Source organism: Paenibacillus contaminans (assembly GCF_003285015.1).
GTDB lineage: Bacteria > Bacillota > Bacilli > Paenibacillales > NBRC-103111 > Paenibacillus_V > Paenibacillus_V contaminans.
The window spans coordinates 73,596-90,018 of the sequence record NZ_QMFB01000013.1 but is presented as its reverse complement, the minus strand read 5'-3'; the positions used below and the strand labels follow the sequence as shown (position 1 = coordinate 90,018).

The following is a 16,423-nucleotide window of genomic DNA, read 5'->3' as shown; positions in this document are numbered from 1 at the left end:
GGCATATTCGTTATACAAAAAGGAGTACGCGAATGGACCATTCATTGTATCGTTTGTTTAAGGAGCCTCCTTCCGAATATCGGGGCAAGCCTTTTTGGGCTTGGAACGGAGAACTGGAGCGGGACGAGCTGCTCAGGCAAATCCACGTTTTTAAGGAGATGGGATTTGGCGGTTTTTTCATGCATTCCCGAACGGGTTTGGTTACTGAATATTTAGGCGAGGAATGGTTCGAGCTGGTGCGCGAGTGCGCTGAAGAAGCGGAGAAGCTGGGGATGGAGGCTTGGCTGTATGACGAGGATCGCTGGCCGAGCGGTTCCGCCGGAGGCTTGGTCGCGAAGGAGCCGCGCTATCGGATGAAGTTTATTCGAATGCAGACGGAAGCGCCGGAGTCGTTTCAATGGAATGAGTCGGTAATCGCGGCATTTACTTGCAAGCTGGACGGTTTCGCTTATTTTGATTGTAAAAGACTTGCTATCGGAGAACGGCCTGAAACGGCAGGCGATCAGACCGTACTTTTTTTCTCGATTGAGGAAATGGCTAAAGATAGCTTTTATAACGGATATACTTACACGGATACGTTGAATCTTGAAGCGACCGAAAAATTTCTTGCATTGACTCATGAGAAATACAAGCAGGCCTGCGGATCTATGTTTGGGCGCGGCATCAAGGGCATTTTCATCGATGAACCGCATCGGGGAGCCGTCATGGACGGATTCGGCATCGGAAATGACAATCCGGAATGGCATGTTCCGTGGACTTACACGCTGTTCGAGCAGTTTGAAGAAGCGTTCGGCTACGATTTGGTTTCCCGGCTGCCGGAGCTGTTCTTGTGGCCGGAAGGAAAACGGATTTCCCAAGTAAAATGGCACTATGTGGAGCTCCTGCAAAGGATGTTCCTAGAAAATTTCGCTAAACCCATCGATGAATGGTGCCGAAGTAACGGACTTATTTTGACAGGCCACGTGCTGCACGAGGATAACTTGACATCCCAGGCAGCAATGAACGGTTCCGTGATGCGTTACTATGAACATATGGAATACCCGGGCGTGGATGTGCTGTCGGAGAGCAACGCGAATTATTGGATCGTAAAGCAGTTATCTTCTGCGGCTAGGCAGCTTGGCAGAACCTGGTTGCTATCCGAGCTGTATGGATGTACGGGGTGGCAGATGCCCCTCGAAGCACACAAAGCGGTTGGAGCCTGGCAGGCGTTATTCGGAATTAATCTGCGCTGTCCGCATCTTGCATGGTACACGATGGAGGGCCAATCGAAGCGGGATTATCCGGCCAGTCTTTCGCATCATTCCGCTTGGTGGCGGGAATACGAGCATGTTGAATCGTACTTTTCCCGTCTTGGCGTCATCATGACGCATGGGAAGCCGAGCTGCGACATTCTGGTGCTCAATCCGGTGGAGAGCGTATGGTGCCGGGTTTATCCGGGCTGGTCCAGAGGGCTGATCGTCCAGTCTCCGGAAGTACAAAAGCTCGAAGACATGTATCGCGATACGTTCCACTGGCTGGCGGGAGCTCAGCTTGATTTCGACTACGGGGACGAAGAAATGATGGGCAGATTGTGTCGCGTGGCTCATGATGAGTCGAACAGGCCGGTTCTGCAATTCGGCGTGGCTTCCTATAAAGCCGTGGTGGTTGCCGGTATGACGACGATCCGTTCAACAACGATTGCCTTGCTCGAAGCATTCCGGCAAGTTGGGGGACATGTTATTTTTGCGGGTGAGCCTCCCTCCTATGTAGATGCTTTGGAGAGCCAGGTTTGTTTGGAGTTGGCTGCCGGATGTGTACGGATCCCGCATGCCAAAGAACCGCTCGTTGCGTCGTGCTCCCAGGTAGTCGAACATCGGGTTGCTGTTGAACATACCGAGTCTTCTCAGCCGATAGAAGATATTTATTGCCAGATCCGGCAAGACGATGACACGTTATATGTCGTATTGTTGAATATGAATCGGGAGCGTAATTACCAGGACGTTAGCATCACCGTCAATGTTCTTGGCGAAGTGGAAGAATGGGACTGCGTCAATGGGGAAAGACGGGCGGTACGATTCGATACGACAAACGGGGCGATTCGAATACTCTCGGACTTTGCGCCTGCCGAAGAGCATGTGTATGCGATATCGCCGACTTACCAGAATGAGCTGTCCGTTCCCGATAAATACGAAGATCGAAGCGTGGTGCAGTTGAACGGTCCTTATGCCTACTCGCTGGCGGAACCGAATGTATGCGTGCTTGACATGGCTTCATATCGAATTGATGACGGCGAATGGCAGGGGGAATTGGAGATTCTAAAGCTGGATCGGGCGCTGCGGGACAGGTTCGGCATTGCTTACCGCGGGGGGAATATGGTTCAGCCTTGGTATGCGGATAAGTATCTTGAGCGGACCGTGATACCGCTGTGCAAGCTTGAGTTGATGTTTTCTTTTTCCGTCGCCGAGATGGAGCCAGGCCAGATACATTTGGTATTGGAGCGGCCTGAACGATTCAAAGTATCGATAAACGATCGTGTTCTGCCAATACCGGAGCATCCGGATTGGTGGGTGGATTTGAGCATGAAGAAGGTTCCGATTCCGGCGGAGGAGCTCAGGTTGGGCGATAATTTTATTACTCTAGAGACGGAATTCCATCCTGGGATCAATTTGGAAGCGATCTATCTTATCGGACCGTTCGGCGTTTATTTGGATGGAAGCCGGAAAATGCTCGAAAAGCTGCCCGAGAAGCTGGAGGCCGGGTGTATTACGCAGCAGGGACTTGCATTTTACAGCGGAGCGCTGACATACCTATTAGAGCCGGATACGGTGCCTGCACCTTCTCCTGCTTCCCAAGAAACAGGGGCGATTTATTCTCTGTCGTTTCCTGCGTATGCTGCGGCATGCATGAAGGTAAAATCCGCCATTCGCCATTCGCCAAGCCTTATCGCCTGGCAGCCGAATGAAGCCGATGTGACTGAAGAATGTGAAACCGGTACGGCGATCGAGGTTGAGGTAGTGTTGACGAGAAGAAATACATTCGGTCCGCTTCACGAGGTGCCTCTGTACACGATTGAATATGGGCCATACAGCTTTGTGACGGAGGGAGAATTTTTTAGCGCAAATTACATGCTTGTTCCTGCGGGCTTGCTCCATCCCCCTCGGATCATACTGCGACAACCGGTTAAAAAGCATGTATCCCTAGCGGACACGGACACCGCTAAAGAACTATAAGAAAGAGTGAAATGAATTCTAATCTTGTACCCATCTCAAAGAGGTATAAAGATGACGAGGAAGTTCCAAGGTTTAGACGGCGGTTAGTTTAACTGAGCCGTCTTTTTTCATGATTATTAAGGTTACTACGCGGTTTCGAGTTCATCTTGGAAAGAGGATGATAAGTATTAATCCAGCTTGAGGAAGGCATAAGGCTTATGTATGGCAGAAACAAACAATCAAATCCTGGCGACGATCGTCTTTGCATATTCCGAAGGAGACATGCCCGTCGTCTTTTTGAAATCCTTGGAAAAATAGTGGACGCTGTTGTATCCGAGCAAATCGGCGATCTCCGTATAATTGTATTTCTCCTCGCGTATATACGTCTTCGCTTTGTCGATCCGCTTCATTTTAATGTATTCGGTAACGCCGCAGCCGATTTCCTTCTTGAAAATGTAGTATAGCTGTGTCCTGCTGATGGAAAATGCATCGACGATGTTGTCTAAGGAAAGGTTGGCCTGAAGATGGACGTCTATGTGCGCCACTACGCGTGAGGCGATTTCCTTCTCCTGCTTTTCCTTTTGTGTCGATGTCAGCTTACCGGTCGGAAGGTGTGATTCGCTTTCTCTGATCATGCTGATGAGCAAAATTTCCATATAGTTTTTTACCATATGCTCGCAGCCGAATAGCGCATTTTTTCTTCTCGCGATCGATTCCTTCTGCTTCTCGAGCGGGGAAGGATCGAAGGTGTTCCGTCCTTCTTTGATCATCTGCGTCAAAAAGTTCCTTTTGCCGTCGTCGACCTGAAAGCATTTGTTTTTCAGACGTACCAAGAAAGAGGAGCGGCAATCGAAGGAAACGATCAGCAGATTCGGGGGATTTTTCGGATTCGCTCTTCCTCTGCGAAGCTGATGCGGAGGCAAAAACAAAATGTCTCCCTGCCGCATATGGAATTCCGACTGCTCCGTGATCAGTTCGATCTCCCCTTTGTCCACGTACAGAAACTGCCAAAATGAGTAGTTCAGTCCAACGTCTTCAACGTAATCTTTCGGCAGCTCTTTGTAGTGAAAGCTTACGATTTTATCGACGACGACGGTCTCCCGCAACTTCAACATTCTCAGTTCCAATGAAGAAGTCTCCCTTCCGCTCCGATTCAACGTTTACTAATAAGTATGTATTCTTCGCTTTCAGCGGTTTCCCTTCTGATCGAATGAACAAAAAAGCCGATTCAAATTGCAAAGAAACCCGAATTGGAACCGGATATACTTGAATTCAGATTGAATAAAACGCTTTCAAACACAATCATCGATTGGAGGTGGTATCCGACCCAAAAGAAATAGACGCATCGTTTTGTAAGGGAAATTTCCTATCGTACAGACTTTAAGACTGCAGGATAAAACGTATAGGCAAAGGAGGACTTATATTGATACGAAGAAGCAGATCGACATCGAAATGGGCCATCGTTTTTCTCGTCATGCAGCTGGTTCTTGTCTCTTTTCCGCTCGCAGAAGTGCGCGCCGAAGGAAAAGAACAGGCTATCCCGGCAAACGAGAGTGTTCCAAACCTGATCGCAAACCCCGGCTTCGAAGACGATTTCGCCGGCTGGGACGTTTCTTGGCCGGACACGGTGGCCAAAATTACGGACGAGGCGGATAGCGGCAGTAAAGCGATCAAAATCAATGCGAGCAGTCAGGAGCAGACCGTGCCGATTGTTTCGGGGAAAAGCTACAAAATGACCTTTTGGGCGAAAAGGGTCGGACCCGAGGAGCTGAATTTGGTCGGCATCAACTTTTGGGATGTCCCGGGCCTCGGCCTGCAGGGGGCCCGTGTAACGGTCGATTCGGGCGAATACAAGCAATATGAAATATTTTTCACCGCTCCGGTCGGTTTTTCCCATTCAACGGTTGTTATCTATAAAGATCCCGGCACCGGTTGGGTTTACGTGGATGACATAACATTGCACGAGCTGCCGAATTTGGCGGCGAACCCCGGCTTCGAAGACGGCTTTGCAGGCTGGGATTTGTCGTGGCCGGACACCGTTGAAAGCATTACAAGCGACGCCGCGAGCGGAAGCAAAGCGCTGAAAGTAAATGCGAGCAGTCGGGAGCAGACGGTAAACATCGTGACGGGCCAAAGCTATAAGATGACATTCCGAGCGAAAAGAGTCGGCCCCCCGGAGTTGAACCTTGTCGGCATCAATTTCTGGGACGTGCCGGGAATCGGCTTGCAGGGGACTCGCGTAACGGTCGATTCCACTGATTACAAAGCGTACACGGTTAATTTCACTGCGCCGCCAGGCTTTTCGAAAGCGACCATCGTCGTTTATAAAGACCCCGGCACCGGTTCGGTTCATGTGGATGATTTTGTCCTGACGGAATGGAGCGCTCAGAACGAGGAACCGAAGCCTAAACGAAGCGATCGAACGATTTTGCAGGAACAGTCGAAAACGCAGCCGTATTTGATGCTGATGCAGCAGCCGGACGCCAACACGACGACTCCTGAAAAAGTGAAGGACAACATCGAATATATCGAATCGCTGCCGTTCGACGGTATGATGATCACCCCGACCTTCTCGCCCAAGCTGATGACGCGCGAGCCGATTTCATACGAGACGATCTATGACGAGCTGAAAGTATTAAAAGGATTGTTTAAGCGGATGGATAAAAACTACTTGGCGTTTGTGTCGAACCGGCCCGCCGATCCGAACGATCCGACAGGAACGGGCGAAACCGTTGACGACGAAGGATGGACGAACGTCGGAAAATCGGGCGATCTGTTCGACGACGAAGGGTGGTCCATTGTCGAGCAAAACGTAAGAAATTATGCCCGCGCCGCTAAAGAAGTGGGAATTACGCGTATTCTTTACGACAATGAGGAATACTTCCGTAAGTTTTCCTCCTACCCTCAAGACTCCTACTATAAAGAGAAATCATTAAAAGAATATCAGGACAAAGCTAGCGAACGCGGAAGGCAGATCATGAACGCCATCGTCAGTGAAATACCCGACGCGACGGTTATGGTGCTTCACGGTCCATATCTGTCGGATCGGAATAAGCCGGACTGGTTTACAAAAAATGTTGTCGGAACCGTAAACTTGATGGGACCGTATTTCATCGGCATGCTGCAGGCGGTTAAAAATGCCGGAGAGAAAGCGAAGCTCGTCGACGGCGGCGAATTGTATTTGACGCGATCGGAAGGGGATTTTGAAGACGCCTACCAGTTCCGCAAATACGAGTTGGCAGATTCTTACCGCAGCAACGATTTTATCCCGGAAGAATTGAGAGAAGATTACGCGGATAGCGTAAGCATGGCTTTCGGCGTTTACAATATGCCATGGCAGAAGAACTATCCGATGACTCCGCAAATTATGAGAACTACGCTCGAAAACGCGCTCCGTTCCGCCGAGGAGATGGTCTGGTACTATACCGAACCGCCGGGCGGACATTGGTTGATTCCCGGGAGCATGAGCCAGGAATGGTTCGACGCCGTCATCGGAGCGAGACAAGCGGTCGCGGACGTAAAGACCGGAACGAACCGGATATACAACGGCGGATTCGAGTATGACGATGTCAACTGGGATCTCTCCGGCAGCGCCGAGATTATGCACAATATCGGGTCGACTTTGACGGCGTTTTCCGATGCGAACGCGCTCGTCATCGGCAAGGAGCCGGGAGCGGCGAAGCAGACGCTGACCACCGGGTTGAAGCAGGGAAGCACGTATATGCTGAGCGCGTGGGGGAAAGCGTTGGCGAAAGGCGACCGGGTTCAAGTCGGAATTGTCTTGAAGGATGAACGGGGCAATGTCGTGAGCGAACAGTCGTTTCAGCTTGAAGCGGCGGATTACGGCAAAGGGGACGTCTCCTTCGTCGTACCGTCCGGCTACAGCAGCGCGGAGGTTTACGCGAAGAGGGAAGAAGGCAACGATTATTTTTTCATCGACGACATCATTTTGCGCGAAGTAGAGGCAAGCAGCAACGCCGATTTGAGCGGACTGGCCTTATCGAGCGGCACAATAAGTCCCGCATTCGCATCCGGGACAACGGCCTACACGTCCAGTGTGGCTAATGATGTAGTGAGCCTTACTGTAACGGGGAGTGTGTACCAGAGTAACGCCACGATGACGGTGAACGGAATTCCAACAGAAAGCGGTCAAGCCAGCGGAGCCATTAATTTGAACGTGGGCAATAACCTCATTACTATTGTAGTGACAGCTCGGAATGGCACAATGAAGACTTATGAAATTACAGTGACTCGCGCAGGATCCAGCGGCAGTAGTGGTGGTAGTTACGCTGGTTCAACATCCTCAAGCGACAATACCGTTACCGCCATAGATGGCAAACTAACACTTCCTGCAGGTAAAAAAGGAAAAGTTAGTTTGGGAGATACGGTTACGATCGTTATTCCTGCCGATGCAGCAGACAAAGAATTGAAAATAACAATAGACAAATTAGCGGACATTCAAAAACTGCTAACGAATCAAGACGTTCTAGCCAGTCCGGTCTTTGAAATTTTGAAAAACTTCCCGGACCATTTCAATAAACCGGTGACCCTAACCTTTACTTTTGATCCAAACAAAGTGAAGAGCAATCAACGGGCAGCTGTATACTATTATGACGAAGCGAAGAAGGTATGGGTGGAAATCGCGGGCGGCAAGGTGAACGGCTCCACCATTACTGTTGAGGTTAATCACTTCACCAAATTTGCGGTATTCGTTGTAGGTGAAGCACCTGCGATAGACACGAAACCGGATCGTACGTTTACCGATATTTCTGGACACTGGGCTGAGGCGAACATCCAGTTAGCGGTAAGCAGCGGAATCGTCAGCGGTTACCCGGATGGAACGTTCAAGCCTGGGAAAAACGTGACGCGTGCGGAATTCGTGGTGATGCTGATGAATGCGCTTAAGCCGCAAGGAGAAGGAGCGGCACTTGCGTTCACGGATACAGCGAAGATTGGAGCTTGGGCACAGCAAGCGGTTGCGCAAGCGGTGCAAGCAGGTATTATCCAAGGATATGAGGACGGCAGCTTCCGTCCGGATGCAGGAATAACACGTGCTGAGATGGCGGTCATCCTTGCCAATGCGTTGGGTCAGCATGGCGAATCGTATGCTGCAACAGGCTTTGAGGATGATAAGAACATTCCAGTATGGGCAAAAGACGGCGTTGCTTTCGTGAAGCAAGCAGGCATCGTGCAAGGCAAAGGTGATAACGAGTTCGCGCCTCAAGACCAAGCGACAAGAGCCGAGGCTGTAACGGTACTGCTGAACATGTTGACATACAAGAGCAAGTAAAGTACAAAACATCCTATTTTGAACCAAACGAAGCAGCCCCGCAGCAACGTTGACCTCTAGAATTGGAACCGTAAGCATAAACGAAACGGCGAATGAAAGCATTATCAACATGGAGCGCTCTGTTGCCGTAATTCGGGCGATGAGCCATCCATACATACCATGCAAGGAGGAACCTGTATGTCGGAGGAAAAAAATAAAAAGCGAATCATCAGCAGACGGAAGCTGCTTGCTTCGATCGGCGCCGCCGGCGTGGCGCTCGCTACCCGCGGGCTCATTCAAGCCAATACCGTTCATGCCGATAACGAATCGGTAAGCGAAACGGTGTACGGCGCCGGGACAGAGAAAAAGAAACCGCCCGAAAAAGAGCCCTTTGCCTTCGATTGGCATAACATCAAAGACTACGGCGCCCGTGGCAACGGAAGTGCGGACGATTTTCCGGCGCTGTCGCAGTTGATATCCGCACGTCTGTCGGCTCAAAGCGGAACGGTTTATTTGCCGCGGGGAACGTACCGGATCGGGACTAATCTGACGATTCCCGCCAATGCACATCTCGTTTTTGACAACGGTGCGCTGTTAGCTCCGGATGCAGGCGTTACCGTAACGATCGCAGCAACTATCTCCGCCGGAACGTACCGCATTTTTGCCGGAAGCGGCTCGGTTCGTCAGCGGTTTCGGTAAGATCGATTCACATCGCGAAAGGAGCGGTTTGAAATGGAATATAACGTAGTGCATTACGGAGCGACGGGGGACGGGACGACCGACGATACGGCCGCGATCCAGTCGGCCATCGACTCCGCGCTTGCGGCGGGAGGGGGCATCGTCTTCTTCCCCGCGGGGGGGACGTATATCGTCTCACAGCTGAACGTGTCGCAAGGATTGATTATCAAAGGGTACGGTGCCACTATAAAACGGCCGGCCAATCAAACGAAATGGACGAGGACGTTCACGACGACGGTAGCGGGTTACTTGTACGACGGTTCGGTCGACTCGAAGCCGTTAATTTTCCAGGGACTGACGATCGACGGCAACCGGCAAAATCAAGGGGCTTACGCGAATTATGAGCTCGAGCAAGCGCATCTCATCTTTCTGATGGGAAATGCCGCGAACAGTGGCAAGCTGCGGGCCGTCATCGAGGATTGCTATTTTAAAGATTGCGTCGCCGACGCGATCAGCGTCTACAATAACGTATCCGTCCAAATATCCAATTGCACCGCCGTAGACTGCTTTCGCGGAGGGGTTGTCGTTACCGGCGGGTATTCCGATGTGCATGTGAACAATTTCAAAGCGCATGGAGCGGTTCACGCGACAGGCATCGACGTCGAGCTCGACGGGCCGGGCTACGGAAATACGTTGAAAACGGACATAACGATGAACAATCTTTATTTGCCCGACGGCGACTTCGATGTGGCAGTGCTGCAAGGCTCGACTTTTACCGGCTCGAACATCATCGTCAACAAACCGCCGTTCAATTTGTACGCCGAAAATTCGACGGTGAAAATCATGAATTCGGTCTTTCACGTCGGCGTGCTCGACGATTACTTGGACCGGATCGTCAGCCCGTATGACGTGACGTTTCAAAACTGCACGTTTTATGCCCACAAACCGGCAGGCACAACGGGGAACCGTTCGATTTCCTGCATCCATCTGTTCCAGTTCGGAAACGCGAATCAGACGCTGCGCTTCCTTGATTGCGATTTTAAAGTGGACGGCTCCGTCGGAGCGGCCGACACGGTTTACGCCATTTATTTCGAAGGGGATCAGTTGGCCAAAAACAACCGGGTCATCGTTGAAGGGGGCAGTATTTCCAACCGGTTCAATTACGGGCTGTACTGGAAATACGGCGGCCGGGCGATCGTCCGGAATACTTACGTGGAAGCGTCGACCTGCTTCTATTTCGGGGTTACTTCGGGAGGATACGACTACGACGTTACGCTCGACGGAACGATCTCCAAAAACTATACGAAACTGCTGGATATCGCCGCGGGCAACAGCTCCTGCAAGCTGACGACGAAAAACATCGTTTTGACCGAAAGCGAAAATACGCTCAGCCTCGGAAGCGGAGCGACTTCCGTCAGCTATGGCGGCGGAAGGCTTATCCAAGGGGGCAGTTCTCCCGCATCCCGGTCGGTGCCGGGGCTGCCGCACGATGTGTTCCGGTTGAATACTGCCGTTCCGGGAGCCGACTACGAATGGGTATGCACAACCGGGAGCGGAACCGCGGCGACGTGGAAGCGCAGGACGACGTTAGGGTCATAGCCTCAAATTGGCAGCCCGTGTAGGAGGCTGCCGGTGTGTATGCCAGTGCATCGAAACGTACGACATTAATTATACCCGCTTCATCCTGGTGAAACCGGGATGGGCGGGTTTTTCTTTAAGACTAGTAGTCTTTCAACGCTTAAACTAGGAATTGATAACCTGGTTACGAAAGAAAAACACGGAACTCGTAATGGTTATGCACGAACCGCGCGATTAGTGGAGAAAATCTTATTGTTCATGAGGCTGTCCTCACTATTCCACCGGTAAAATGCTCGTTCCCGCCTGTTAATGAGGCAAACAACACTATCAATTTCGTTTGCCTCACTATTCGTTGCGTTTGCCTCATTATGCCACCAGAACACGGGTTTTCGGTTAGAAATAGTGAGGTTTGCCTCACTGATAGCAAACTATGCCTCATTATGATGATCACGATCAGTTGCACGATCAGATGCCTTACATCTCTAAACTCTATAGGATAAGAGTTGAAATGCTACTAGCGATTGCCTTCGCCAAGTATAAAGAACTCTATTTATGTTCGTCGGCGTTTGGACGTAATTGGCGGAATTCCGGGGGAAACGCAAGCCACAAGCATCAAGCAGGTAAGGCGACAATAACGGCCGGCCTGAGCGGACTCCATTAATTTTCACCGCAAACCATTCACAAAGCAGCGAAATCGCAGTATAATCTCTATAAACCCAAGTGGAAAGGTCGGATAAATATGAATACTCCCGCACAATCGATTCCACGGCCGCTCATTCGAACGAATCAATGGGTGATTGTCATATCCGTACTGCTGACCTGGTTAACGGGTTATTATTGGATTCTTGCGATTCCGTTGCTTTCGGGCATTTCCGGCGTCTGCTTCGATTTCAATCCGGTCATGCGGTTTGCCAAGCTTTTTCTGCGCAAGCATCCGTCGGCGTATATACCTGAGGATAAAGATCAGCAGCAGTTCAATCAGCTGATGGCGATCGGCTTCCTAACGCTTGCTTTAGTCAGCTATTTGCTGGATTGGACAACAGCTGCCTATGTATTTACGATAATGGTCGCAATAGCGGCATTTGTCGCTATATTGGGCTTTTGCGTCGGCTGCTTTATCCAATATCAATGGAAAATGTTCAGAGCAAGAAGACAACAATAATGAAATGCCGGATGTCAGGCTTTTGGCGATTGTTTCTCATAAGTAGGGCGACGGTTCGAATAATAGATGTAAGGGATGGCTGCGGCCATCCCTTTTGCGTTTATTAGTATATCGTGGAAGCGGCTCCTGTCTAAAAAAACGGCGTAGCCGTTTATCCTTACGCTGCCATTTAGACTCCTCGAAATGCTGTAGTCCGAAACAGCCCGCTTGGAGTAAGGAATCGAGGTTCGCCTACGCTGGAATCCGATTTTGCCGGCTTGGAGAAAGGATTCACCGGTGTGCCAAGCAAAATACACCCTGCAAGTAGGCGTTTTCGGACTACAGGCGGGGTAAGGAAGCCGTACTCGATTCCAAGTGGGCAAAATCGAAATGCAGCACATGCAAGCAACGAGCAAAGATGGGCAAGCGAGTATGAATACCGGTTAGAGGAGCGGTAAATGTCAAAGACGTGACAGGAAGCACCGAAGACGAACAAGAGGTAATGGGTATGGGAGCTTGTAAAGGAGCTTCGCTATGGGCCGCCTTTGAAATCGTGTTTCTACCTCGTAATAAGTTCAAAGAAACACGATTTCAAGAGTTGAAAGCCTATACCCATTGCCTCGCCAACGAACAAACGTATATCGAACGCTAAAGCCGCCGCAAGGCGGTTTTCTCAAAATCTCAGAACGTATATCTCCGCTGATTGTTCGGATTTCCCGGTAAACGCGCCAGTCCTTTAAAAGACGGCGTAGCCGTTTATCCTTAATGCGTCTGCTCCTTGCCTACTCCTTCACCGACCCTACCACCATGCCTTTGACGAAATATTTTTGCAGGAACGGATACACCATCAGAATCGGCAGGGCTCCGATAAAGATTTGCGCCGCTTTTACGGTGTTGTTGGAGATGTTCTCGAGTTCGCGTCCAAGTGAGGAGAGCTGCGTCGAATCGATCTGAATAAGTATCGTTTGCAGAAAGGTAGCCAGCGGGTAATCGTCGATGCTCTTCAAATAAATGAGCCCGTCGAACCAGGCGTTCCAGTGCCCGACCATTTTGAATAAAGAGAGGGTTGCAATGGCGGGCAACGATAAGGGAATATAAATATGAGTAAGGATTTTCATCTGTCCCGCCCCGTCGATCAAAGCGGCTTCCTCCAGCGCCTTCGGGATGTTGCGGAAGAAGTTGAGCAGCAGGACGAGCAGCCACACATCGATCGCGCCCGGCAAAATCAACGCCCACATCGAATACATGAGCCCGAGCTTTTGAATCGCGATGTAGGTCGGCACGAGCCCGCCGCTGAACAGCAAGGTCAGGACGAAAAACCAGGAGTACCAAGTCCGGCTTTTGAAAGCCAGAGAATCTTTGGATAGCGGATAAGCGGCAAGAAAAATGATGATCATGGTGACGACGGTGCCTAACACCGTTCTCTGCACGGATACCCATAGGGAGTGAAGAAAATTAGGGTTGCTCAGCGTTTTCTTGTATGCATCCAGCGTGAAGTCGATCGGAATTAGGCCGACTAGGTTCGCATTGGCCGGCGCGCGGCCGCTGAAGGATACGGCGAGCGTATGGATCAAGGGAAGCAGGCAAAGAAAGGCGATGAGGGCTAGAAATATATAGTTGAATACGGTGAACAAGCGATAGGATAATGTCTTGTGGTACAAGGTAAACCCTCCTCAGAAGATCCGGTAGTTGGCGACTTTGAGCGCGACCCGGTAAACGGCCAGTATAAGAATGCAGCTTACGACGGATTTGAACAGGCCGATCGCGGTTGCGAAGCTGAGCTTCTGGCTTAGAATGCCGACCCGGTACACGTAGGTATCGATAATATCTCCCTTATCGTATACAAGCGGATTATACAGGTTGTAAACCTGATCGAAGCCTGCGCTGAGAATGCTGCTTAACGATAAGGTAGCGCACACCGTCATAATCGGAACAAGTCCCGGGAGGGTGATATGCATCGTTTGCTTCCATCTGGAGGCGCCGTCGACTTCCGCAGCTTCGTAAAGCTCGGGGTTGATGCTCGCCAACGAAGCGAGATAAATGATCGTGCTGAACCCGAACTCCTTCCACACTTCGCTCGTGACCAAGGTGAAGCGGAACCAGTCGCCGTTTCCGAGGAAAAAGACGGGCTCGAGTCCGAACCAGTTTTGCAGCACCCGATTGACGAGACCGCCTTCCGGTGACAGGAGATCGACGAGAATGGCCGACAGGATGACCCAGGAGAGAAAATGCGGCAAGTAAACGAACGTCTGCACGATGCGTTTAAATACCATTTTGCGTACTTCGTTCAATAAAAGGGCGAATGCGACGGGAACGGCGACCATGAAGCCGATCTTAAGCGAAGCGATCAGCAGCGTGTTCCAGATGACCTGAATGCTGTCGACCCGTTCGAACATCGCCTTGAAGTGTTTCAAGCCGACCCATTCGGAGCCGGTGAAGCCGAGATAAGGCTTGTATTCCTGAAAAGCGATCACGGCGCCGAGCATCGGCAAATAGTGAAAGAGAACCGCCATAATGACCGCGGGCAGCAGCATGAAATGAAAGACCCAGGTTTTGCGCATTTTTCTGAACGGATTTCTACGAACCGGCTGAATCGAGGCCGCCGGAGGCGTGCTGGAATTCATCGTTATACACCTCTTTGCAGGTTTATTGAGCAGTCGCCACTCATTCTAGCATAGGCCCTGAGCGGTCTATATACCGTTTTCTTAACACCCCATTATGTTTTGTTAAGGCTTTATGAAGAGGCTCCAGCAATGTTAAAAAAAACACATGCCGTGTTGAGATTGTGTTATTTTCCTGCCTGGACGATTCCTATACGATTTGGTTGTAAGCTATAATCCTAACTAACTGGTACAGGGGGAAGCAGGCGTGCGTTTAAAAATGAAGCAAGTGTTGCTGGCAGCGCTGACCGTTACGATGGCCGGCGCATCGATCGGCTGTTCGTCCGGAAGCGGCGAGGAGAAGAAGGAAGAGGGCAAGAGCGGAATTCAACTGGTTAACGGAAAATTCGACCCGCCCGTAACGATTACAACCGTCAGAGGTCTGCCGGCTGCGGCCACCTTCAAGAACGGCGAAACGATCGACGACAACGTGCATTCGCGCTGGGTGAAGGAAAAGCTCGGCATCGAAATCAAAAACCTATGGTCCGTCGTTAATACGAATAATGCCTACGACACGAAGCTGAAGCTGGCGCTTTCCGCCAACGAGCCTATGCCGGATGTCGTGACCGCCACCGGGGAAATGGCGCGGCTGCTCATCGAATCCGGACGCTTCCAGGACGCGGGCGTCCTGTTCGACAAGTATGCAAGCGAAACCTGGAAAAAAGCGATGAGCGAGGATCCGACCGTTTGGTACGAATTTTCCAAAGACGGCAAGCGCTACGGCATTCCGCAGCTGGATTACGATTACAACAATGATCCGGTTATGTGGCTTCGCGCGGATTGGCTGAAGACGCTGAACCTGAACCCGCCGAATACGATCGCCGAATACGAGCAGGTGCTGGACGCGTTTACGAATAAAGACCCGGACGGCGACGGGCAAAAAAATACGTTCGGTCTTTCCGTCGGCTTCAAAAAATCGTACGGCAATCACTTCGGCGTAAGCTGGCTGTTCGGCTCGTACGGCTCGATTCCGGGAAGCTGGGCGAAGCAGGCGGACGGCACGCTCGCTTACGGCTCCGTTCAGCCGGGAGTCAAGGAAGGCTTGGCCAAGCTGAAGAGCTGGGTGGCCAAAGGCTACATTCCGCAAGAAGCGCCGGTATGGGATGAAGCGAAGGCGGGCTCCTTCGTATCCGCGGGGAAAGCGGGCAGCTTCACCGGGCCTTACTGGTCCGAAGCTTGGCCGATGGGCGACCTGACCAAAAACAATCCGAAGGCCGAGCTGACGACGGCTACGCTTCCTGCCGGAGAGAACGGCAAAGTGACCCACTTTGCTACGCATCCTTATGCAGGCGCTGTTTTCATCAATAAAGAAATGAAAAATCCGGAAATTTTCTTTACGTACGCCAACTATTTATTCGATAACTTTGCCGATCCGAAGGCGGGGAGCGAGTACGAGAACGGCTGGCACAAGGGTTATGACTGGGATATGGTGGACGGCAAGGTCACGAACGACCTGGCGAAAATTCCGGGCGGCGGCGTTCGCGTTTTCTTCTACAGCCTGTTGAACCAAGGCCCGCGCATCCCTTCGCAAAATATTAAAGCGCTGGTCAACCTCGGAAAAAACGGCAAGCCGGAAACGCCTTACGAGCGGTATTGGTCGCAGCTGGCGCCGGCGATCGAGATTCAATCGTCCGGAAACGTTTGGAATCAGCGCGAAAATCGCCGGATGAACGAATTTACAGGCGGATCGACGCCGACGATGACGGACAAGGGAGACTACTTGAACAAACTGGAAATGGAAACGTTCAGTAAAATCGTATTCGGCAACGAATCGGTCGATGCGTTCGATAAATTCGTTGAAACCTGGAAGTCGCAGGGCGGCGATGCCATTACCAAAGAAGTGAACGAGTGGTACAAGAGCGTGGCGAAATAGTAACGAACCGGTTCAAGAAAGGGGCTTTCCCGACAG

9 protein-coding genes are annotated in these 16,423 nt (G+C 51.1%); 6 read left to right on the top strand and 3 right to left on the bottom strand.

Annotated elements, in window-relative coordinates; all coding sequences use genetic code 11:
• Nucleotides 1-32 precede the first annotated feature (32 nt).
• Nucleotides 33-3,209, top strand: a complete 3,177-nt coding sequence (locus DQG23_RS21675) for a hypothetical protein (RefSeq protein WP_113032975.1) — start codon at nt 33-35, stop codon at nt 3,207-3,209.
• A 218-nt stretch (nt 3,210-3,427) separates the two neighbouring features.
• Here DQG23_RS21675 and DQG23_RS21670 read toward each other — a convergent pair whose 3' ends face one another.
• Nucleotides 3,428-4,315: a helix-turn-helix domain-containing protein gene (locus DQG23_RS21670; RefSeq protein WP_113032974.1), complete on the bottom strand. Its 888-nt coding sequence runs from the start codon at nt 4,313-4,315 to the stop codon at nt 3,428-3,430.
• Between the two features lie 296 nt (nt 4,316-4,611).
• On the opposite strand from DQG23_RS21670, the gene DQG23_RS21665 reads away from it, so the two are divergent.
• The 4 genes from DQG23_RS21665 to DQG23_RS21650 all read left to right on the top strand — a co-directional run bounded on the left by DQG23_RS21665 (nt 4,612) and on the right by DQG23_RS21650 (nt 11,875).
• Nucleotides 4,612-8,478, top strand: coding sequence for an S-layer homology domain-containing protein (locus DQG23_RS21665; RefSeq protein ID WP_113032973.1), 3,867 nt, complete (start codon nt 4,612-4,614; stop codon nt 8,476-8,478).
• 177 nt (nt 8,479-8,655) lie between these two features.
• Nucleotides 8,656-9,156: a glycosyl hydrolase family 28-related protein gene (locus DQG23_RS21660; protein WP_158560625.1), complete on the top strand. Its 501-nt coding sequence runs from the start codon at nt 8,656-8,658 to the stop codon at nt 9,154-9,156.
• Nucleotides 9,157-9,189: 33 nt separating this feature from the next.
• The gene (locus DQG23_RS21655) at nt 9,190-10,734 is read left to right on the top strand and encodes a glycosyl hydrolase family 28-related protein (RefSeq protein ID WP_113032971.1); all 1,545 of its coding nucleotides are present in this window, start codon (nt 9,190-9,192) and stop codon (nt 10,732-10,734) included.
• A gap of 718 nt (nt 10,735-11,452) precedes the next feature.
• Nucleotides 11,453-11,875: a DUF4395 domain-containing protein gene (locus DQG23_RS21650; RefSeq protein ID WP_113032970.1), complete on the top strand. Its 423-nt coding sequence runs from the start codon at nt 11,453-11,455 to the stop codon at nt 11,873-11,875.
• A gap of 761 nt (nt 11,876-12,636) precedes the next feature.
• Here the strand turns inward: DQG23_RS21650 and DQG23_RS21645 are convergent.
• Nucleotides 12,637-13,515, bottom strand: coding sequence for a carbohydrate ABC transporter permease (locus DQG23_RS21645; RefSeq protein WP_113032969.1), 879 nt, complete (start codon nt 13,513-13,515; stop codon nt 12,637-12,639).
• 12 nt (nt 13,516-13,527) lie between these two features.
• Nucleotides 13,528-14,478, bottom strand: a complete 951-nt coding sequence (locus DQG23_RS21640) for an ABC transporter permease (RefSeq protein ID WP_113032968.1) — start codon at nt 14,476-14,478, stop codon at nt 13,528-13,530.
• Between the two features lie 244 nt (nt 14,479-14,722).
• Between DQG23_RS21640 and DQG23_RS21635 the strand changes: the two genes are divergently transcribed.
• Nucleotides 14,723-16,387, top strand: coding sequence for a type 2 periplasmic-binding domain-containing protein (locus DQG23_RS21635; RefSeq protein ID WP_113032967.1), 1,665 nt, complete (start codon nt 14,723-14,725; stop codon nt 16,385-16,387).
• Nucleotides 16,388-16,423 lie beyond the last annotated feature (36 nt).